This is a genomic window from Planococcus sp. 11815 (genome assembly GCF_051096385.1).
Lineage (GTDB): Bacteria > Bacillota > Bacilli > Bacillales_A > Planococcaceae > Planococcus > Planococcus citreus.
In genome coordinates, this window is sequence record NZ_CP096991.1 from 2,983,427 (window position 1) to 3,002,493 (window position 19,067).

Genomic DNA, 19,067 nt, shown 5'->3' on the forward strand with positions numbered 1-19,067 from the left:
TACCTGTTCAGTATTGAGGATTAACTGCCGGCTATAAAAAAAGCTTAAGCAGCTGCTGCCTAAGCTTTCGGATTGCCGTCTTCTGGTTCTTTCGTTGCCTGTTCAGTTTCGTGCAATGCTCCGCTATGAGATGCTTCAGGCGGTGTTTTTTCTAAATTCATCTTGATGAATCTTGCCGAACGCTTCTCCAGCATCTTCGGCGCAATCCGCGTCAATAAACGCACGCTCTTCATTTTCCGCCCGACTTCGACGACTTCTTTCGGTTCATCGATCAAGTCGATGATGATTTTGACCGCCTGCATCGGATCGTCCATCGGTTTCATGTCGACCACATGGCCCGAGTAATTTCCGGCGTGTTCGAACCACGGAGTATCGGTCGCCCATGGGAGCACGGAACAGACGTGGATGTCGTGATATCCTTCGATTTTCATCTCTTCGTTGAGTGCCGAACTGAACCCGAGGACGGCGTGCTTGCTGGCGCTGTAGCCGGTGAAATAAGGAAATGCCACATCGCTTGCTACCGATCCGATATTGATCAAAGTGCCGCTGCCGATTTCCTTGAAATGCCGAAGCGCAAAATGACTGCCGTTGACGGTTCCTTTGACATTCACTTCCACCATGCGCGCAAGGTCTTCAAGCGGGATATCGGTGAACGGGCCGATTACGCCAACGCCCGCATTATTGATCCACACATCAATTTTTCCGAAGCTGGTCAAGGCTTCCTCGAATAGCCACGCGACGTCCGCTTCACGGCTGACATCCATCGTAACGGCAATGGCGTTCGGCCCGAGTTCACTCGCCAGTGCTTCAATTAAACCGGTGCTTCTCGCCGCCAGCACCAGATTCGCGCCGTCTTTCGCCAATTGCCGTGCCACTTCTTTGCCGAGCCCGCTGGAGGCGCCGGTGATGACGATCGTTTTGCCGCGCCGTGATTTTTCCTGTGCCATGCCGCCTCCCCCTTTCTTCACTGTTCTTCTTGTTGTTCAAAGCGTTCCCGCAAATCTCCTGACACCGCACTTCCTTCTTCGACCGGCTCGTGCAAGCTGCCGGAAGTCAATTCCGCTGCTGGTGCTGATTCGATCATCTCCTTGAGTTCCTGGCCGCTGAGCCCTTTTGCAAATGCTGGGATAAACTGTCCGAAAATGGCTGCCGCTTTTCCCTTGCCGCCGACTTCCAAAGTCTTTTTCGGTTCATCGATCAAACCAAGGATGGCATCGATCACTTTAGCCGGATCATCCGGCGGCCCAACGAGGATTTCATGTCCTGAATAATTGGCTGCATGCTCTGTCCACGGGGTATCGGTGACCCATGGGTCGACCGAACAGATGTGGACATCCGGGTAGTCTTCCAGCCGGAGCTCTTCATACAAGCCATTCGACAATCCGCTGACTCCGAATTTACTGCCGGTATAGGCCGCTCCGTAAGGCATCGGAATCTTGCTCGCAAATGAGGAAACATTGATCAAGATACCAGCCCGCTGCTCTTTGAAGCGGCGCAGTGCAAAATGGCTGCCATAAATGGTGCCAAGCAAATTCACTTCCACTGTCCGGTTCAAATCGCGCAGCGGCGTATCGATAAACGGCCCGTAGACCCCGATTCCTGCGTTATTGATCCACACATCAATACGCCCGAAATTATTCACCGCCGCCCTGTGCAAACTTTCCACATCCCTGGCCTTGCTGACATCAGCTGTCACCGGAATGACCAATGGCCCGAGCGAGTCCGCGAGCTCCTCGATCAGCCGCGTCCTGCGGGCAGCAATGACCAATTTTGCTTGTTGACTGGCCAAACGTTCCGCCAAACCACGGCCGATTCCGCTCGACGCTCCTGTAATGACCACGACTTTGCCTTGATTCGATTGCTTTACTCCCACAGCACTCGCCTCCTCTTTAAAAAAGTACAGAATTTTGTATTTATTTACCCCTTTTAAACATGCAGAAAACGCTTTGCGACAGCAGTTGAGAAGAACAGTTCTAAAGGTTTACTTATTCCCCACCCTCCCCACCCATACACCTACGTTAGGGGAGGGTTCTTAGGATTTTCCCCATAGAAAAAGAGCGGCACCCGTATAAGTGCCGCTCTTGATAAATATCCTATATGGTCCTCGAAATGATTTTAAGCTTCTGGATCGATCGCTGCGCTCAGGACGACTTCGCCCTGTGGCGTCTCGTTTCCGCGATTCGGTTCCAAAGTAACTGCGATGGTATCCCATCCTTCAGTATTTTCATCGAGACTGAAGAATACCGCACCTTCGTTTTCCTGGCTCGGCGTGAATGCACCGGTCGGAATCGGCTGGCCGTCTTTCAATAGCCATACTTGATAGACTTGGTCTCCGCTCGTCGGTTCCAATTGATTTGCCTGAACTAAGAGATTCAATGCCCCTTCTTCATGGACCAAGGCAGCTGTTCCTGTTCCCTCAAATGCTTCGCTTGCCTGCAAATCCACTGTTTCGAAAGCGACTTCAGGTGCTGCTGGAGCGTCGGGCTGATCGCTTAGTTCGTAAAACGCGTAGGCGTTTCCGAGCAGCGAGACGAGCAGCGCCGCCGCGACGAGAGGTGTCCACTTTGATGTTCTGAAACCGCGCTTTGCCATAGGAGCAGGCGGGGCCGGTCTATCACGCTTTTTCGGCTCTTCTGCCAAAGGCGTTTGCTGCGCTTCCTCGTCGAAGACCGCATCCAAAATACGCGCCTTCATGCCGGCATTCGGTACTACCGGATCCGCAAGATAAGGGAGTTCTCCTGTCGCATCAACGATGTCACGACATTCCGGACACTCCGCTAAATGTGCTTCAAACTGTTTTTGCTCTTCTTCATTCAAAGTGCCATTCAAATAATCGATCAATTGATCACAATTCACGTTTGTCATCCAGAACTCCCCCTTCCTGCACCATTTGCAAGGATGTCTTCAATTTCTTTAATGCTAATCGGATCCTGCTCTTGACGGTTCCGAGCGGAATGCCGCATTTTTCTGCGATGGTTTCATGCGTGTAGCCCTTGAAATAAAATAGATGTACCATTTTTTGCTGTTCCTCCGATAAATGCCGGACGGCTTGATGAATCTGTTCGCTCTTCTCTTGCCATTCGGCCGTTTCTTCAACCGAAGAGTCGGTGCTTTCCACTTCCGCGATTTCATCCAATGGAACGGAAGGTTTTTTCTGTTTGCGGATCAAATCCACTGCCGCATTGCGCGACATCGTCACCAGCCAGGCAACAAACTTTCCTTTGCTCTCATCGTAACTGCCGACTCCCCGCCACACTTTGACGAATACTTCCTGCAGCGCTTCCTCTGCCAAATCACGGTCTCCCGTCATTTTGCATAGATAGGAAAATAGCATTTTTTCGTAGCGGTCGTACAATTCCTCAAGCGCATCCTTATCTTTTCCCCTGACGCGCTCGTATAACAATGCGTCTGAAATTTTTTCCATGCCGTTTCCCCTTTGTTACAGATTTCGTATACCTAGCTTACTATATTCCGCGGCATTTAGCTTAATTGACTCTGTTTTGCTTGTTATCTATTCAACGCAGAACAAGCGTGATTAGTTCACTTTTCCTTTATTTTTATTCCAATTAACAAATCGGCCGATTGCGCAAACGGCTGGTTTTGCACCTGTCGCATTTTTTAAAAAATATGTATATAGAAGTGATCTAAACAGCCCGATTCCTCGTTATACCTATACAAGCGTTATACTAATAAAAGCGATGCAGTTAAATGATTCAGACTTTCTGACACGCAACTGACTGAAATTACTTATGAATGAAGCTATCAATTATCGGACTACGAAAGGTGGATATGCAGATGAGACAATATTTAATCATGGGATTGGCCACAGCGCTTTGTATCACTTTATTTTTCATTTTAGATCCACTTAATGGAAATAATCCCGTAAAACCCGAAACCCAACAACAAGAGACGGTCCAGACCGCCACCAAACCGGCACAACAGAAAACGCCAAGTGAGCGGCTCGATACGCAATATAAAGATAAGATTGCCGAATTTCCGGTGCGCCCAGCACAACAGGAAAAGCTGTCTGAACTGCGCCAAGAACGGCTGGACAATCTGCAAGGCATGAAGCCTGCACGCATTTCGATTCCTTCCATAGGTGTCGATGCATCGATTGAAGAAACCGGCGTCTTGGATAACGGCGAAATGGGCGTACCCGAAGATGTTGATCAAGTCGGCTGGTTCGAACCAGGCTTCAAAGCCGGCGCAGAAGGAAACGCTGTACTGGCAGGACATGTCGACAGCCTCACCGGTCCCGCAGTCTTCTATGAATTGGATCAACTGAAAAAAGGTGATCAATTCACGCTGACGGATGCAGACGGACGCGAAATGGTGTTCGAAGTCCGCGGCACTTCGAGTTACATCACAGACGAAGCGCCAGTCGAAGAAATCTTCGGCCGCTCCGACCAGCGCATGGTCAACCTGATCACCTGTACCGGCGACTTTAACCGCGACATCGGCTCACACGAAGAGCGTCTCGTTGTGTCAGCTGAACTTATTTCCGATTCCGCGATGAAAGAACAGGCACCCGATGCGCCAGACAATTTGAAACTGACCGCTACTGGCTTGTCCTGGCATGCCGTACGCGACGATGCAGTTATTGGCTACCGTGTTTACGAAGAAGACCTTGAGAGCGGCGAATCCGAACAGCTGGCGACAGTCTCGCTATTCGAACGCAAAAGCATTCCGCTTGAAGCCGACGAATCGAAGCGCTATTACGTCGTAGCCGTCAACGTCGATTTGAAAGAATCCAAGAAAGCCTATATCCCTGAAGAATAACGAATCCCCTTGTCCAGTCACGCCGGGCAGGGGATTTTTTTATGTAAGACAGGAAGTGTGAAAGTGAATAAAAGAATTATAGGAAAAGCTCTCGCTTTTCGACTGCGTTGCAGGGGCACGCTTTCCGGAGGGCTCGCATTGAGCCGCTTCGTCGCTACGCTCCTGCAGGGTCTCAATTGTCTCGCTAATCCTCCCGGAGTCGGCCCCTTCCACTCCGTCTCTAGTTTTAGAAGTAAAAGAATTTTTTATGTACACTCAATTAAAAATGTGGAAATGCGTCATGCTTTGCACCTCATATCTTTTGTAGCAAAGAGAATGTAATTTTTTGGCCTAATCTTCAAACAAGATATTCGGTTCAAGCACCAATTCGTCAGATGCCACATCTCAAGAAGCGATTCCCCACTAGCCGGCAACTGCATATTGAAGCAGATCTGTTTGAACAAACTGCACACAACTAAATCTCCAAGCCACCTAGCGCCTAGGATGAGCCGATGCCGTAAGACAGGCGCTCTTTCTGGCTTGCGGCAAGAGGCCAACCCAAAGCATGGCGGCGACTATTGAGATGATACAGAATTTAAACGCTGGAACATCTCCACAAGCAGACCCTCGCTATCATCTTCAAATGCTTTCCCCGGAAGTGGTTCCCCAATAAATACTTGAGACAATAGAAAGTCACTTCCCACATAAGCTTTAATTAACCCAAAAACAAAAGTTTCAACTTCCTTTCTTAAAGCTCAGCGTCGTAACCGTCAAAAGAATAATCACCATGCCGATTATTTGGACAATAGCCAGCTCGTCGCCGAGCAAAATCAGACCAAATAACGAAGCGGTCACGGGCTCCACCATCGCGATGATTGAAGCAGTAGAAGGCGCGGTCCGTTCGATGCCGATCGTATAAAGCGCAAAAGATAGGCCAACGCCTACAATCCCGATCGCCATAAACCAGCCAACATCGCTGGAACTAAACACAGAAGCTGCTTCTTGGAAATCCACAAAAAAAGCTAAAACGGTACAGAAAGCGACAAAAGCAAGAGTCAATACCATTTGCGGCTTGCCGTTTTCAGAAGCATTTTTAAATCCGAAAATGAATAACGCATAGGAGAGGCCTGCTCCGAGGCCGGTGGCGACACCAATGAGATTGACCGCAAGACCCCGTATCATAGGCTTCAGTCAATAGCACGATGCCTGCCAAAACACTGACGATGCATCCCCATTTGAACCAAGTCGATTTTTCCAATCGAAACAAAAAAGAAATAAGCAGGACAAACAATGGCGCGGTATACATCAAGGTCGCTGCAATTGGAACACTGGTCGACTCGATGCTCAAAAAATAAAATGTAAAGTTTCCAGCTACCCCGATACCCGCTACAATTGACCACAAGATTAAACGAAGCGAAAAATCCCTTTGTTTTATTTTGCTTAAAAGAAACCAAATAACAAAACACACTAAGCCAACGGCGCCGCGGTAAAAAGAAATGACCAATGGATCCCATCCCTTACTCAAAAGGATGTCTGCCAAGCCTCCCGTAGCCCCCCAACAAATTGCTGCCAAAATGATCATCGCGCTTCCAGAAAACTTCATAAAGCAAGCTCCTATCTATTCGCATTTTTGCCAGCCACCGCCTACAGCGGTGCGCTTTCCATTTCCCCTACTATAGCCAGCAAAATAATCTCCCAAACTTTTTCCAGTTGCTTGATTGAAAGAAAGTAAAAAAAGTTTTCCTCGCTATTTTTCACGACAAAAAAAGCCGGAGAGGTTCAACCCTCTCCGGCTTTCAAGATCATCTCGCTATTATTGTTTTCTTGTGCGGACAGCGACTGTCGTGATCAACGCTGCAAGCAATAGTCCAGCCAAAGCCCAGAGGTAAGGCGTTGTTGAATTCGCGCTCATGCCGCCCATGCCTGTTGAAGGCATTTCAGATGGCATTTCCGCTTCACCGAACTGTTCTGGGAATTGGTCAGTGATCGCTGCAGACAATCCAGCTGCTGGCATTGTCATGTGTGCGTAAGCTTCACGGATCGAAGCGTAAGCTGTTTCGTAATCTCCAGCTACATAGCTGTCGAATGCTGTCAGCAATTGATCAACGTGAGCCGTCAAGCCTTCTTCAAGTGCATCAGCCGGTACGCGGCCTTCTGTTGCAGCATCAAGAAGTGCTGCTTGCTCTACGATGTATTCATCAAGATCCGCTTTCGCTTGTTCTTGGCCTTCTGTATTTTCTTCTGCAGTGGCTGTTACGTAGTCAACGAAGTAGCCGATGTGAGAGCCCCAGATTTCAGAGAACTGCTGTCCGGCTTCCTCGCCGTAGACAGAACCGACTGCTGCTGAAAGGTCATCTGCGTTCGCTAGGAGTGCTGCCGCTGCTTGGTCGAAGCTTTCCGCTCCATCAACGCCGTCTTGCATGGCCATTGCCGCTAGTCCCGCATGTTCAGTGAAGATCATGTTAAGGCCTGCACGGAGGTCAACTGCCGGCGTATCCGGGTTCGTGTTGTCGAACTCTTCAGGGAACTGGTCCGTGATGGCGATCGACAAGGTTTCAGCGAACATGCTCATATGGTGGATTGATTCGCGTTCTGAAGCATAAGCTGTTTCAAAGTCGCCTTCTGCATAAGCGTCGAATGCTGTGATCAATTGATCAACGTGCGCATCCAAGCCTTCTGTTACAGCGGCTTCCGTCAAACGCCCTTCTGTAGCAGTATCAAAGAATTTCGCTTGTTCGGTTTTGTATTCGTCCAAGTCAGCCAATGCTTTTTCACGGCCTTCTTCATTGCCTTCTGCAGTAGCTGTTACGTAATCAACGAAATAGCCGATATGCGACTGCCAGATGGCATCGAATTGCTCGCCGCCTTCTTCGCCATAAACGGAAGCGACTGCCGCTTTCAAGTCTTCAGCGTTAGCCAATAATGCGCCGGATGCCTGATCAAAATCTTCCGCTCCGTCGATTCCTTTTTGCATTGCTTCGACTGCAAGGAAGGCGTGCTCGGTCAATACCGTATCAAGTGCGATGCGAAGTTCTGCCGCTTTCGTTGCTGTCGGCGCTTCCATCTGCTGCGTCGATTCACCGTGTCCGCCTCCGTGGCTGTCTGCAAGTGCTGCTGTCGGTACTAGTAGGGATAAGCTTAGTGGTAGTGCCACCATCAATTTATTCATTTTCATCATCCATCACTCCTCAGTTGTTTTTATTGTTCTACTAGCTCAACGGAGGGGAGATCAGTTTAGATCACTATTTTTCAAAAAACTTTTTAAATTGCCAGAATCCATTGATTTTCCCGAAGCCATCAATGCTATGCTAGGTGAAAATGAATGGACAGGAGCGACGCGTATGCAGGCTTATTGCGAACAGGTATTTCACCAATTGGAACTGATCGTCACATCCACCAGCGAATTGATCTCTTCTATAGAAGAAAGCGATTGGGAAGTACGGCCGACTGACGGGAAATTCTCGGTCGGCGAACTTATCGGCCATATCGCCCTCATTTGCGAGGCAGACTTGCGCATCGCAAACGGGGCATCCGAAACCGAAATGAGCGCATTTTACAGTTCCAGGACGCCCAAATCGAAAAAACAAGCCATCATCGAATTGATGAACAGCTTCGAACAACTCAAAACCGTTTACCTTCCATTGGATGAAAGCGAACTGCAGCAAATCCACCCCGCGTATTGGGGCGTCAGTTACAGCCGCTTCGAATGGCTGCTTGAAACACTCGTCCATCTCACCCATCACCGCGGCCAATTGCATTCGCTGATTGTCCATAGTCTCGGCAACGATCCCAAAGTAGCATTATTTGAATAAAAACCGGAAACCCGCAGCGCTTCGCTTATAAATTTTCCGTTTCGGGTATGGACAAAAACCCATTCGAAATTCCAAAGAAAGCCAGGTGTTATTAAATGTCCACATTAAACCAGCCGGACCTGTCCCGCATCAAAGAACTGAACCCCGATACGCTCGGCGCAAACTATCCTATACGTCGCGTAGTTGTCGAGACGACACTGTATTCAGCTTATTTTGTCCCTACGCAAGGAACCGACGGCCCGCCTTACGACATCCTCGTTATCGAGCATCCTCCTGCCACGCCAATCTCCGCCTTCATCTGGTGCCGCCGTATCCAAGGAACAGGCACAAAGATGGAAGTCGTCAAAGAAATCACTAATGCAATCGATTATATGCGAGAACGGCGCGCTGACTGACCGCTTTACCCCGCAGCTTATAATAGCTTTTTATTCCCCAACAATAATTGCCATAAATTTCTTTTAAATATAAGCTTTATGGGTATTTTTTCTGTACTTTCGTACTGCTTAACTGGGGTATAATAGTCCCCATAATCTGATCGCGAAAGGACTGTTCCCTATGCCTCTCGAATTTGCGCGCTTGGTGTTCATGGCATTTTCTGTCTTGACTGCCATTGCCGCTTCCTATATCGCCCTCCTGTTGATCGGCCGCATCGCCGACCGGAGCCGTACCCATCCATTGTGGTGGGTCGGCGGCAGCTCGCTCGTTTTCGGGACGGGCATCTTTTCCATGCATTTTATCGGCATACTGACCCATCATTCCGCAGCCCCTGTGCAATACGATCCAATTTTGCTGAGCATCTCGCTGCTCGGGGCCATCGGGGCAGCATTTCCCGCTTTCTATGTATTGCGCAGCTCCCACCCGCCGAAAAGCCATTTGTATTTCAGTGGATTCGCTATCGGATTCGGCGTTTTGTTCATGCATTATATCGGCAACGCCGCGGCCCAAGTGTCCGGCACCCCACAGTTCCACCTCCTGCCATTCTTATTATCGATAGTGGTTGGATTTGGCTTTTCAATCGCCGCCCTGCGCATTTTCTCCCGCAATCGCAAGCGTCCGGATTCACCCGGCAGGAAACTCTTAAGCGCGATGATTCTCGGCGTAGCGATTTCTGCCGTGCATTATATCGGAATGCTGGCGGTCAGCTACTCCACTTCAGCCACAGGTCCCGCTTCTTTCACCAATATGGGCCTCGCTTTCGTCGTCTCGGCGCTGATTCTTCTGATGCTCGCCATCGCCGGCTATCTGGCGTATCTCGACCAGAAACAGCTGCTGAATGAACAACGCTATTTGAAGAAAATCCGTGAAAGCGAGCGGCGCTTCCGGAGACTTGCGGAATTATCGCCGGAAGCGATCGCCATCCACAGCAATGGCAGGCTGTTATTCGTCAATCAAGCCTGTTTGAACTTGTTCGGGGAAACCGACGCCGAAAAACTGATCGGGACAGATGTGCTGGCTTATGTTCATCCCGATTACCGTGAACTGGCGAAGTCGCGCATCCAGTCGATGAACCGCGGCCACAGCACCCAGCCCGCTGAACAGATCTGGATCACTCCGCAAGGCGAAGCCCGCGATGTGGAAGTGACCGGAATGGGCATTGAGTTCGAAGGCAATTCAGCATCGCAGCTGTTGATCCGCGACATCACCGAACAGAAGCAAATCAACCGTGAACTAGAACTGAACCGCCAACGCTATGAATCGCTGTTCCACAACAACCCGGACGGCATCTTTTCGATGGACGCTTCCGGGTGCTTGATCGATGTCAACGATTCGCTCGTCCGCCTGCTCGGCTATACGAGGGAAGAATTGACCGAAACGACTTTCCATAAAGTCGTCGAAAGCTGCCATCTTTCTGCGACCGAAGCGAAGTTCCGCCTGGCACTTGAGGGCGTGACGCAGAATTACGAAACAGTCGGCATCCATAAATCCGGGCGGCGCGTGTCGCTGCGCATCACCAATATGCCGATTTTGATCGACGGCACCGTGACCGGCGTGTACGGGATCGCCAAAGACATTTCCGCTGAAAAACGGGCGCTCGTCCTGCTTGCCGAAAGTGAAGAAAAATACCGTTCACTGTTCGACTACAACCTCGATGCCGTTTTCGAGATGGACAGGGAAGGCCGTTTCGTCAACGTCAACGCGATGACCGAGCAGCTCAGCGACTACAGGCGCGACGAATTGATCGGCCTCGACTTCACCCCGCTCATCGCCGAACAGGTCGAGCGGGTGCAAGGCTTTTTCGCCTCCGCACTCAACGGCGAAGCCGTCAATTTCGAACAGCGCATTAGACGAAAAGACGGCGACATCCTCGAAGTCGACATCAACGCCGTGCCAAAGCGCAGGAACGGTGAAATCGACGGCGTCTTCGCCATCGTCCGTGACATCACGGAGAAAAAATCGAACGAGCAGGAAATCAACCGGCTCGCCTTCACCGACCAGCTGACAGGGCTGCCGAACCGCCACTGGTTTTACCAGAATATCCGCAATGTCCTTGCCAGAACCGAGGAGCACCAGCAAAAAATCGCGGTCTTGCTGGTCGATTTCGACGATTTCAAAAGCGTCAACGACCTGCTCGGTCATTTCGGCGGCGACCAATTCCTGAAAATCGTCGCCAACCGCATCCATTCCTGCCTCGGCCCGGATGATACGATTTCGCGCTTCGGCGGCGATGAGTTCATCATCGTGTCGGAAAATACGGGCGAACCACAAGCCCACGCACTCGCCCAGGCGATCCTCCAAGTGATGCGCGAACCGGTGCAATTGCTCGGACAGGAATTTTCCGTGACCTTGAGCATCGGCATCGCTGTCCAGACCGGCTGTGAAAGCGACGGCGAGGAACTGATCAAAGAAGCCGATTTCGCGATGTATGCCGCAAAGCAGAACGGCAAAAACAATTTCCAGGTATTCACCCGCGAGCTCGACAGCTTGATGACACGCCGGAGCCAGATGGAACAGGCGCTGAAAAAAGCGCTCGATGAACAGCAATTCGCCCTCCATTACCAGCCGCAAGTGAATTTGGCGAGCGGCGAAGTAATCGGCTATGAGGCGCTTTTGCGCTGGCAATCGCCTTATGGCAATGTGCCGCCATCGGAATTCATCCCGATCGCAGAAGAGACCGGCTTGATCGTGCCGATCGGCGAATGGGCGCTGCGCCAGGCATGCCGTGACGCCAAAGAGTTCCGTGCGCTCGGCCATGCGACGGAAAACATTTCCGTCAATGTCTCGGCGCGCCAATTCAAGGATCCCGACTTCAGTGAAAAGGTACGCGCCATCTTCGAACAGGAGAACGCCGACCCAAGGCGCTTCGAGATCGAGATCACGGAAAGCGTCATGCTCGATATCGAACGGTCCGCACGCATCATCTGCGAACTGAAAGCGCTCGGGCTGCGCATTGCCATCGACGATTTCGGCGCCGGCTATTCTTCGCTGAACGTCGTGAAAAATGTCGAAATCGATACCTTGAAAATCGACAAATCCCTGATCGATGAAGTGCTCATCAACCGGCGCAATCTGTTCATCCTCGCGGCCATCATCGAAGTCGGGAAGAACCTCGATGCCCGTATCGTCATCGAAGGCATCGAACTCGAAGAGCAGGCGGAATTACTGCAACCCTTCGGCATCGTCGGGCAAGGCTATCTGTTCAGCCGCCCATTGCCGCCGGGAAGCCTCGACGCCTTTCTCAGCGAGCCTGATTATAATGCGGCAAGCACCTCAGCGAAGCCATTGGAATAATAAAAAGGCGCGCAGCTTATCCGGCTGCGCGCCTTTTTCCTGTGCCCTCACTCCTTGCGCGTATACTTGCGCACTGCCGGCAGAATTTCCGTCGCCAATAAGTCCAGATTGCGCTCGAGGCGCTCCATCGGCACACCGCCGAAATCCATTTGCGCGATATAGCGCTGATGGCCGTAAAGTTCGTGCTGATACAGGATCTTCTCGATGATTTGCTGGGGGCTGCCGATATTCATGACGCTTTCTTTCGTCGCCCCGTGCTGGAACGCTTCCTGTGGATAACCGCGCCCATTGGTTTTGACCATTCCTTTATCCACATGTGGATAATATTCCGCAAGCGCCTGCTGGGTCGTCTCGGCGGCGTTGAAGAAGCCGGCTGTCGCAACCGGCAATTGCGCTGCGTCGTATCCTGCTTCTGTGGCGGCATTGCGGTAGGCATCGATGGTCATCTTGAATGTTTCCGCTGGGCCGCCGAGCGTCGCGAGCATCATCGGCACGCCAGCCTGCCCCGCTTTGACGGCGCTTGACGGATGTCCCCCGACCGCACGCCAAATCGGCAGCCGGCCGTGTTCCGGGCGCGGCAAAATCTGCGCGTCTTTCAATGATGCACGGAAGCGGCCGTTCCAGTTGACGGTTTCCTGTTCGTTGATCTCAAGCAATAGCTTGAATTTCTCTTCATATAATTCCTCATAATAGCGGATGTCATAGCCGAGCAAATCGAACAGCCCGACACGCGACGCCCGCCCGGCGATGATTTCAGCGCGCCCTTCCGAGATCAAATCGATTGTCGCGAAATCCTCGAAAACGCGCACCGGGTCGGATGTGGAGATGATCGTCGAAGAGCTCGACACTTTTATTTTTTCGGTTGCCTGCGCGATCGCCGAGAGGACGACTGAATGCGCTTGCGTCGCGAAATATTCCTGATGGCTTTCGCCGACGCTGAAAAAGTCGACGCCTGCCTGTTCGGCAAGCTGCGCGAAGCGGATGATCTCGCGGACCCGCTCCCCTTCCGATTGCCGTTTTCCTGTATGCGGGTCCGGCAGATGATCGCCGAGTGTATAGATGCCGAACTCGAGGCCGTTGTCCGGATTGATGCGGTATTGTTCCATGTTCTCCATCCTTTCGCCTTGCTTTTCCCAATCCTTTTCAGTATAACGGCTCGCGCGGCGGTGTGGAAATCATCCATTCGGCTGAAAAGAGGGAGGAAAACGGGGCTCTTCTAGTGAAGTGTATATTAGTGAAAAACTTAAACTCGTTCTGGACGGACGCTTTTCGCGGGCATGGCTGGAGCCTCCTCGGTCGCTACGAAAACCGTGTGCTTTCACATCTGCACAGCAAATGCGACGCAAATAAATGTGCTCAGCTTTGCTTCGTCCATTTATTTCCTGCGGGTCTCCAGACTCATGTCGCTCCTTCGCTGTGCTCCGTCACTGCTCCCTTAGGAGTCGCCGCCCTCCACTCTTTAATCTCTAATATTCTATTCGTTGTAAAACAAACTCAAAGTTATAGCATAAGCTTAGGAGGCCAATAGATGAAAAAATGGACAGCCGCCGCACTGGCGCTTGCAGGAATCCTGCTCGCTGCCGGATGTTCAGGCGGAAACAACGAAGACACAGCAGAAAGCGCAACGCCTTCGAAAATCGATGGATTTTGGCAAGGCGCGATTGAAGTTCCGGGACAGCCCATCCCGTTTTCGATCGAATTCACTGGAGAAGAAGGGTCGCTTAGCATCCCGCTGCAGGGAATCGAAAACTATCCGTTGTCGACGATCAAGTTCGATGACCCGGAAGTGGCTTTTGACGCCACTTTGCAAGGCGAGCGGCTGGTATTCGAAGGCGCACTCGAATCGGAAAAGATCACCGGCAACATGACGCAGCGAAACCAGAAGTTCCCGTTTGAACTTGAGCGCGGCGAGAAAGAACAAGCCGCCGATCCCGAGAAAATCATCGAAACGGAAGTCGAGGGCGGCATAATGCAGGCGCTCGAGGAAATTCCAGATACGGAAGGGCCTCACCCTGCCGCGATCCTTATTGCCGGTTCCGGGCCGACCGATAAAGACGGCAACTCGCTGACACTCACCGGCAAGAACAATAGCCTAAAGATGCTCGCTGAAGAACTGAAAGCCGAGGGCATCGCGGTCATCCGCTACGACAAGCGCGGCGTCGGCGATAATGCGGCACTCGCGAAAAATGAGTCCGAGCTGCGCTTTGACGATTATGCGGAAGATGCCGCTGCCTGGATCCGCTTTGCCAAAGAAGATGAGCGCTTTTCAGATGTTGCGGTTATTGGCCATAGCGAAGGTGCGCTCGTCGGTCTCGTCGCAGCCAATCAAGAAGGTGTCGATTCTTATGTATCGCTGACCGGCGTCGGGCGAACAGCGGATGACCTGTTAAGAGAACAGCTCAGTACTTTGCCGGCTGCACAACGGGAGGAAGCGGATGCGATTCTTGGACAACTCGCACAAGGCGAAACGGTGGACGATGTGAGCCCGGAACTGCAGCAAATCTTCCGGCCATCCGTTCAGCCGTACCTGCAGTCATGGATGGCGTATGACCCGATCGCACAAGTCGAAAAACTCGACGCCCAGACATTGTTTGTCGGCGGCACACGCGATTTGCAAGTGCCGGCACGGGATGCAGAACTGCTGCACGAAGCGAAATCCGGTTCCGAACTATTGATTGTCGACGACATGAACCACGTACTGAAACCCGTACCGGATGACCAGCAAGCCAATATGGCAGCTTATGCCGACCCCGATCTGCCGCTTGTAGACGGTCTGGTGGAGAGAATTGCGGAGTTCTTGAAAAACTAATCACATGCACCGGGCTTCCCTTTAAAAATAACCATAAAAAATCCGGCTGAACTTTTCGGTTCAGCCGGATTTTTTTATTGGTCCATCAAGCGCTTTTTATAAAGGATAAACGAAATAATGGTCAACACCACTGCCCATACCGAGATGATGACAAGCGGTCTGGCGAGTTCCCCAGCAGCCGCTCCAACTTCCATCGCCACGAGCAACTCACTCAATTGGCTGCTCGGTAAATAGCGCAGCACTTCCAAAAACGGATACTGTTCTTCAAAGGCCAACGCAAACGGCCCGGCTGTAAAGATGATCAGCACCGGAAAAACCGATAGCGAGGCTTCCAGCAAAGTCTTTGAGTACAAGCCGCAAATCGTCCCAATCGCTGTATAAAGCAAGATGGAAATCCCGAGCGCCGCCGCCAGCAGCATCACATTCGAGGTCTCGTAACCGAATAAGTAGGTGGTGAACGCCAGGACAGCCGCTGAAATAAGGAAGACGAGCGCACTTTTTCCGATCAGCACATCGAGCATCGAGGCCGGGGTCATCATGAGCGAACGCAGCGTATTGCGCTCTTTCTCCTCGGCAATTAAACAGGCCTGTACGAAACTGGTGAGCATCGCCAGCGAAAAGTTCATGATGAACGCATAGATCGCTGCCTGATCGCCAGCTTCCGACCGGTAAAGGAGCGCAAACGCAATCGGAAACAAAATCATGATGGACACCGCATAGTTCCTGGAGAACTCTTTATAATCTTTGATGAAAATCGCTTGGATACGCTTTAAAGACACGTTCATACCAATTCACTCCCCGTCAGTTTGATAAAAATATCACCAAGGCTCAGCTCATTCGTGTACATGCGGTCGATTTGCCCACGGCTCATCCACCCGGCAATGGCCGTCGCCGAATCTTCGTTCATCGACAAGCGCTCTTTTTCTCCCGACGTCAATTCCACCGTCAGCGTGCCATCGCGATGCACCTTTTTCAATTCGTCAGGCGCCCCAATCGCACGAATTTCTCCTTTATGCAAAATCGCTACGCGTTCGCACAGAGATTCCGCTTCCGTCATATCATGGGTCGTCAAAAAGATCGTCGTCCCCCGTTCATTCAAATAGCGCAAGCCTTTATGGATATGCGCCGTGTTGACCGGGTCGAGCGCGGACGTCGGCTCATCCAAAAACAGCAATTCCGGCTCGTGGATAATTGCGCACGCCAACGTGACGCGCTGGCGCATCCCTTTCGACAGCACACTGACCCGCTTTTTGCGGTCGGCATTCAAATTGACGAAATGGAGCACTTGGTCAATGGACGATTTTGGCAAATCATATAAACGCCGAAACACATCCAGGTTTTCTTCAATAGATAACCGTTCATACAAGCCGCTATTGTCAGTTAAGATGCCGAAGCGCCGTTTCTGGGCTGTTTTTTGCATCATTCTAGACGGCATCTCCATGACAGCAGCATGCCCGTCCGTCGCTTCCAATTGGGCAGTCAAAATCTTGAGCAAGGTCGTTTTTCCGGAACCGCTCGGCCCAAGAAAGCCGAAAATCTCTCCCTTCGGAATTTCGAAAGATACATCTTTTAAAGCTATATTGCCGCCAAATGCTTTTTGGATATTCTGTACGGAAATTGCATTCATGTGCGCCACTCCTTTTCGTTGATAACACCAGCATAGTAAGAAAAAGGAGCAGACGCTTTGTGATTCCGCTAATATGTACCATTTCCCGGCCGAACTGTACCGTAAAATCCGTGATTCGGTGATTATTTCCCGGGAAATTAAATGTTCAGCAGCTCTTTTAATTCGGCTAATTTCGTCCTCGACAGCGGCACGACGGAATCTTTTCCGGTCGTCAAACGCAGGCTATAGCTGTTTTTCGTCCACGTGATCAATTCCCGCACTTTTTGCAGATTAACGATATACGAGCGGTGGCAGCGGAAAAACCCGTAATGCTGGAGTTTGTCTTCCAATTCCGCCAAGGTGAGTGCGCACGTATAGGTCTCCCCTGCCACATGAACCATAGCCGAGCTATTGATGCTTTCGATATAATCGATTTCCGGCGGGTTGAACAGAATGGTTTTATCGTTCTTTTTCGTCGGGATTTTTTGGATCTTGAACTCCGCTTCGCCAGTTTCGTGAGCATTTTCCGCTTCATCTTCAGCATCCGTTATATCCAATAGATGCAACCCCGCTTCATCCAAACGGTAAATAGCATCGCAGCTGATCAACGCATCTTCCAGATTAGCAGTGAGGATCAGGATTTGTTTTTCTTCCGACAATTCTTCCAACAGCCGCTTAAATGCCAATTGATCGGGTTCTTCCAGTTGAAAATACGGCTCCTCCAGGACAATAATTGGCTGCTGTGCGTAATAAACGCGCAGCAAGGACAAATAGATTTTCTTCGACGACGGCAAATCGGCAATTTTCACTTTGTGGTAGTCGCCCAATTGAAACAACTGAAGCATTGAGTGGACCGGCTTGTCGTGGCCGCTGACCGACTTCATAAAGCGCAGCAATTCCTCGACGGTCAAACGCGTGTATTCGCCTTGTTCCGCAAACGACAAATAGGCATCTCCCCGCTCTGCAAATTGGGCCAGGAGGATTTTCTTGCGCTGGACATTGGTCTGAATACCCAGCACTTTGCCTTTCTCCATGCTCAATTCCAGCGACGGGATGATTTTCTGTCCGTTGACGTTCATTTCTCGAATGTTCATAGGTTCCTCCTGTCTAACGAAAAAAATTCTTACATATATTGTAACCTTTCTTTTGCCGCTAGAGACAGTTTCGTTTTTGGAAATTGCGTTTTTTCTATTCCACGAAAAAGGCGGCGCCCCATTGGATGCCGCCTTGCTGTTTACTTATCGAGTTCACGTACTAAGGTGTGCGCATATCGGTCATGCGGCATTTGTGCGCCCATGTCCTGCCCGCGTTGTTTGAACCATTGGAGCGGCATGATCGAATCGCGGTGTGCGAGGCGTTTCAGGATTTGCTGATCCGTCAGTTCCCCACCGTCCGCATTTTCGATCTTAATGCCTGCCACCTTTTGCCCGAGCGTCTGCCCGCTTGTCTTCAACTGGACGTATTCGAGTCCCCAGAACACCGCAGTCGGCGTCACAAGCGCATGCACCCACTCTTGTTTAATTTTCTTGCGTAACAGCGGTTCCACGACTGCAGTCAATGCACCGGATACCACAAAATCAATCGCTATCGCCTTGCCGCGTTTTTTCGTCAATGCATCCATGTTCCATTCCCCCTCATTGCTGAATATATCCATTATACCGTTTCGGCTCGGCAAAGACAGCCGGAGCTGTATGCGTTATGATAAGGAAAAACCAAGGAAAATCGAGGTGACACGCATGGCATTTCTAGTGATTTGGCTGATGATGATTGCATACGCTGTCTTTTTCGCGCCTTCGGGTTCCGGCGGCATCGAGTTCGGCCCGCTTCTCATGGGCGATTGGGAAGGGGTCGACCCGCTCATACTCGCTGTCTTCAACTCGCTCGGCATCTTCCCGCTCGTCTTTTTGACGCTTCTTGTGCCGAATGACCGCTTCCGCTGGCCGGCGTGGCCGTTCGCGCTCGTGTCGTTCGGAGTCGGGGCATTCTCGCTCTTGCCGTATTTCGCATTCGGCGACAAGCCGCCAGAGAAAAAGCGCCGCGGCCCGAATTGGCTGCACAGAATCCTGCGCTCGAAAGCGTGGCTGATCTTTGTCGCTGCCATCAGCATCATCAATTTCCTCACCGTCTTCCGCGGCTTTTCGCCAGAAGCCTACGCGGAAGCGTTCCAGACTTCCAGTTTGGTGTCGGTCATGACCATCGACTGGTTCGTGCTGTGGGGCTTGTCGATCTATGCCATGTACCGCTTCTTGCCGGACGCGAACTTCAAGCAATTGGCTTTGCTGCCGGTGGTCGGGCCGATTCTTGTATTATTGTTCAACCGCACGGCAACTAAAGATCATTAAAAAGCGTTCCC

The 19,067-nt window shown here is 51.1% G+C and carries 18 protein-coding genes; 6 read left to right on the plus strand and 12 right to left on the minus strand.

The genetic code is table 11. The annotated features are described in order from the left end of the window. Positions 1 to 59: 59 nt before the first annotated feature. From M1Q06_RS14950 to M1Q06_RS14965, 4 genes are all read right to left on the minus strand, one after another. Entirely contained in the window at positions 60 to 947 is an 888-nt protein-coding gene (locus M1Q06_RS14950) for an SDR family NAD(P)-dependent oxidoreductase (protein ID WP_434400372.1), read from the minus strand. Between the two features lie 17 nt (positions 948 to 964). Next, positions 965 to 1,873, minus strand: a complete 909-nt coding sequence (locus tag M1Q06_RS14955) for an SDR family NAD(P)-dependent oxidoreductase (protein ID WP_121298856.1) — start codon at positions 1,871 to 1,873, stop codon at positions 965 to 967. A gap of 242 nt (positions 1,874 to 2,115) precedes the next feature. Further along, a complete protein-coding gene (locus tag M1Q06_RS14960) occupies positions 2,116 to 2,865 on the minus strand; it encodes an anti-sigma factor (RefSeq protein ID WP_058382662.1) in 750 nt (249 codons plus the stop codon). After that, positions 2,846 to 3,424, minus strand: coding sequence for an RNA polymerase sigma factor (locus M1Q06_RS14965; RefSeq protein ID WP_121298858.1), 579 nt, complete (start codon positions 3,422 to 3,424; stop codon positions 2,846 to 2,848). Before M1Q06_RS14965 ends, M1Q06_RS14960 begins: the two co-directional genes overlap by 20 nt. Positions 3,425 to 3,795: 371 nt before the next feature. Here M1Q06_RS14965 and M1Q06_RS14970 point away from each other — a divergent pair, with 371 nt between their 5' ends. Further along, positions 3,796 to 4,779 carry a sortase domain-containing protein gene (locus tag M1Q06_RS14970; RefSeq protein ID WP_434400375.1) on the plus strand — a complete coding sequence of 328 codons (984 nt, stop codon included), beginning with the start codon at positions 3,796 to 3,798 and terminating at the stop codon, positions 4,777 to 4,779. Positions 4,780 to 5,493: 714 nt separating this feature from the next. Here M1Q06_RS14970 and M1Q06_RS14975 read toward each other — a convergent pair. From M1Q06_RS14975 to M1Q06_RS14985, 3 genes are all read right to left on the minus strand, one after another. Continuing rightward, complete coding sequence (locus M1Q06_RS14975) at positions 5,494 to 5,940, minus strand: EamA family transporter (protein ID WP_434400377.1); 447 nt, start codon at positions 5,938 to 5,940, stop codon at positions 5,494 to 5,496. Beyond that, positions 5,852 to 6,361: a DMT family transporter gene (locus M1Q06_RS14980; RefSeq protein WP_434400379.1), complete on the minus strand. Its 510-nt coding sequence runs from the start codon at positions 6,359 to 6,361 to the stop codon at positions 5,852 to 5,854. Before M1Q06_RS14980 ends, M1Q06_RS14975 begins: the two co-directional genes overlap by 89 nt. Positions 6,362 to 6,571: 210 nt before the next feature. Then, positions 6,572 to 7,933: a copper amine oxidase gene (locus tag M1Q06_RS14985; protein ID WP_434402896.1), complete on the minus strand. Its 1,362-nt coding sequence runs from the start codon at positions 7,931 to 7,933 to the stop codon at positions 6,572 to 6,574. Positions 7,934 to 8,099: 166 nt separating this feature from the next. Here M1Q06_RS14985 and M1Q06_RS14990 point away from each other — a divergent pair, with 166 nt between their 5' ends. The 3 genes from M1Q06_RS14990 (at position 8,100) to M1Q06_RS15000 (ending at position 12,299) form a co-directional block, all read left to right on the plus strand. Next, complete coding sequence (locus M1Q06_RS14990) at positions 8,100 to 8,570, plus strand: DinB family protein (protein WP_434400381.1); 471 nt, start codon at positions 8,100 to 8,102, stop codon at positions 8,568 to 8,570. A gap of 95 nt (positions 8,571 to 8,665) precedes the next feature. After that, a complete protein-coding gene (locus M1Q06_RS14995) occupies positions 8,666 to 8,965 on the plus strand; it encodes a hypothetical protein (RefSeq protein WP_434400383.1) in 300 nt (99 codons plus the stop codon). A gap of 160 nt (positions 8,966 to 9,125) precedes the next feature. Further along, positions 9,126 to 12,299, plus strand: a complete 3,174-nt coding sequence (locus tag M1Q06_RS15000; RefSeq protein ID WP_434400384.1) for an EAL domain-containing protein — start codon at positions 9,126 to 9,128, stop codon at positions 12,297 to 12,299. Positions 12,300 to 12,346: 47 nt separating this feature from the next. Here M1Q06_RS15000 and M1Q06_RS15005 read toward each other — a convergent pair whose 3' ends face one another. Then, positions 12,347 to 13,405 carry an LLM class flavin-dependent oxidoreductase gene (locus M1Q06_RS15005; protein ID WP_434400386.1) on the minus strand — a complete coding sequence of 353 codons (1,059 nt, stop codon included), beginning with the start codon at positions 13,403 to 13,405 and terminating at the stop codon, positions 12,347 to 12,349. Positions 13,406 to 13,827: 422 nt separating this feature from the next. Here M1Q06_RS15005 and M1Q06_RS15010 point away from each other — a divergent pair, with 422 nt between their 5' ends. Further along, positions 13,828 to 15,108 (plus strand): alpha/beta hydrolase, encoded by a 1,281-nt coding sequence (locus M1Q06_RS15010; protein WP_434400387.1) that lies wholly within the window; start codon positions 13,828 to 13,830, stop codon positions 15,106 to 15,108. A 74-nt stretch (positions 15,109 to 15,182) separates the two neighbouring features. Here M1Q06_RS15010 and M1Q06_RS15015 read toward each other — a convergent pair whose 3' ends face one another. The 4 genes from M1Q06_RS15015 to M1Q06_RS15030 all read right to left on the minus strand — a co-directional run bounded on the left by M1Q06_RS15015 (position 15,183) and on the right by M1Q06_RS15030 (position 18,335). Continuing rightward, complete coding sequence (locus tag M1Q06_RS15015; protein WP_112229920.1) at positions 15,183 to 15,893, minus strand: ABC transporter permease; 711 nt, start codon at positions 15,891 to 15,893, stop codon at positions 15,183 to 15,185. Beyond that, positions 15,890 to 16,735, minus strand: coding sequence for an ABC transporter ATP-binding protein (locus M1Q06_RS15020; RefSeq protein WP_434400389.1), 846 nt, complete (start codon positions 16,733 to 16,735; stop codon positions 15,890 to 15,892). Before M1Q06_RS15020 ends, M1Q06_RS15015 begins: the two co-directional genes overlap by 4 nt. A gap of 137 nt (positions 16,736 to 16,872) precedes the next feature. After that, positions 16,873 to 17,808 (minus strand): LytTR family DNA-binding domain-containing protein, encoded by a 936-nt coding sequence (locus M1Q06_RS15025; protein WP_434400391.1) that lies wholly within the window; start codon positions 17,806 to 17,808, stop codon positions 16,873 to 16,875. A 140-nt stretch (positions 17,809 to 17,948) separates the two neighbouring features. Then, the gene (locus M1Q06_RS15030; RefSeq protein ID WP_101191774.1) at positions 17,949 to 18,335 is read right to left on the minus strand and encodes an RDD family protein; all 387 of its coding nucleotides are present in this window, start codon (positions 18,333 to 18,335) and stop codon (positions 17,949 to 17,951) included. A gap of 70 nt (positions 18,336 to 18,405) precedes the next feature. Here M1Q06_RS15030 and M1Q06_RS15035 point away from each other — a divergent pair, with 70 nt between their 5' ends. Beyond that, complete coding sequence (locus M1Q06_RS15035; RefSeq protein ID WP_434400394.1) at positions 18,406 to 19,056, plus strand: hypothetical protein; 651 nt, start codon at positions 18,406 to 18,408, stop codon at positions 19,054 to 19,056. Positions 19,057 to 19,067: the final 11 nt, after the last annotated feature.

Excerpts from the sequence above, each read along its gene's own strand:
- M1Q06_RS14960 (WP_058382662.1), bottom strand. The coding sequence starts at position 2,865 with ATGACAAACGTGAATTGTGATCAATTGATCGATTATTTGAATGGCACT.
- M1Q06_RS14980 (WP_434400379.1), bottom strand. The coding sequence starts at position 6,361 with ATGAAGTTTTCTGGAAGCGCGATGATCATTTTGGCAGCAATTTGTTGG.
- M1Q06_RS14950 (WP_434400372.1), bottom strand. The coding sequence starts at position 947 with ATGGCACAGGAAAAATCACGGCGCGGCAAAACGATCGTCATCACCGGC.
- M1Q06_RS15000 (WP_434400384.1), top strand. The coding sequence starts at position 9,126 with ATGCCTCTCGAATTTGCGCGCTTGGTGTTCATGGCATTTTCTGTCTTG.
- M1Q06_RS15035 (WP_434400394.1), top strand. The coding sequence starts at position 18,406 with ATGCGTTATGATAAGGAAAAACCAAGGAAAATCGAGGTGACACGCATG.
- M1Q06_RS14985 (WP_434402896.1), bottom strand. The coding sequence starts at position 7,933 with ATGAAAATGAATAAATTGATGGTGGCACTACCACTAAGCTTATCCCTA.
- M1Q06_RS15005 (WP_434400386.1), bottom strand. The coding sequence starts at position 13,405 with ATGGAACAATACCGCATCAATCCGGACAACGGCCTCGAGTTCGGCATC.
- M1Q06_RS15020 (WP_434400389.1), bottom strand. The coding sequence starts at position 16,735 with ATGAATGCAATTTCCGTACAGAATATCCAAAAAGCATTTGGCGGCAAT.
- M1Q06_RS15025 (WP_434400391.1), bottom strand. The coding sequence starts at position 17,808 with ATGAACATTCGAGAAATGAACGTCAACGGACAGAAAATCATCCCGTCG.
- M1Q06_RS14990 (WP_434400381.1), top strand. The coding sequence starts at position 8,100 with ATGCAGGCTTATTGCGAACAGGTATTTCACCAATTGGAACTGATCGTC.
- M1Q06_RS15030 (WP_101191774.1), bottom strand. The coding sequence starts at position 18,335 with ATGGATGCATTGACGAAAAAACGCGGCAAGGCGATAGCGATTGATTTT.
- M1Q06_RS14965 (WP_121298858.1), bottom strand. The coding sequence starts at position 3,424 with ATGGAAAAAATTTCAGACGCATTGTTATACGAGCGCGTCAGGGGAAAA.
- M1Q06_RS14995 (WP_434400383.1), top strand. The coding sequence starts at position 8,666 with ATGTCCACATTAAACCAGCCGGACCTGTCCCGCATCAAAGAACTGAAC.
- M1Q06_RS14970 (WP_434400375.1), top strand. The coding sequence starts at position 3,796 with ATGAGACAATATTTAATCATGGGATTGGCCACAGCGCTTTGTATCACT.
- M1Q06_RS14975 (WP_434400377.1), bottom strand. The coding sequence starts at position 5,940 with ATGATACGGGGTCTTGCGGTCAATCTCATTGGTGTCGCCACCGGCCTC.
- M1Q06_RS15010 (WP_434400387.1), top strand. The coding sequence starts at position 13,828 with ATGAAAAAATGGACAGCCGCCGCACTGGCGCTTGCAGGAATCCTGCTC.
- M1Q06_RS15015 (WP_112229920.1), bottom strand. The coding sequence starts at position 15,893 with ATGAACGTGTCTTTAAAGCGTATCCAAGCGATTTTCATCAAAGATTAT.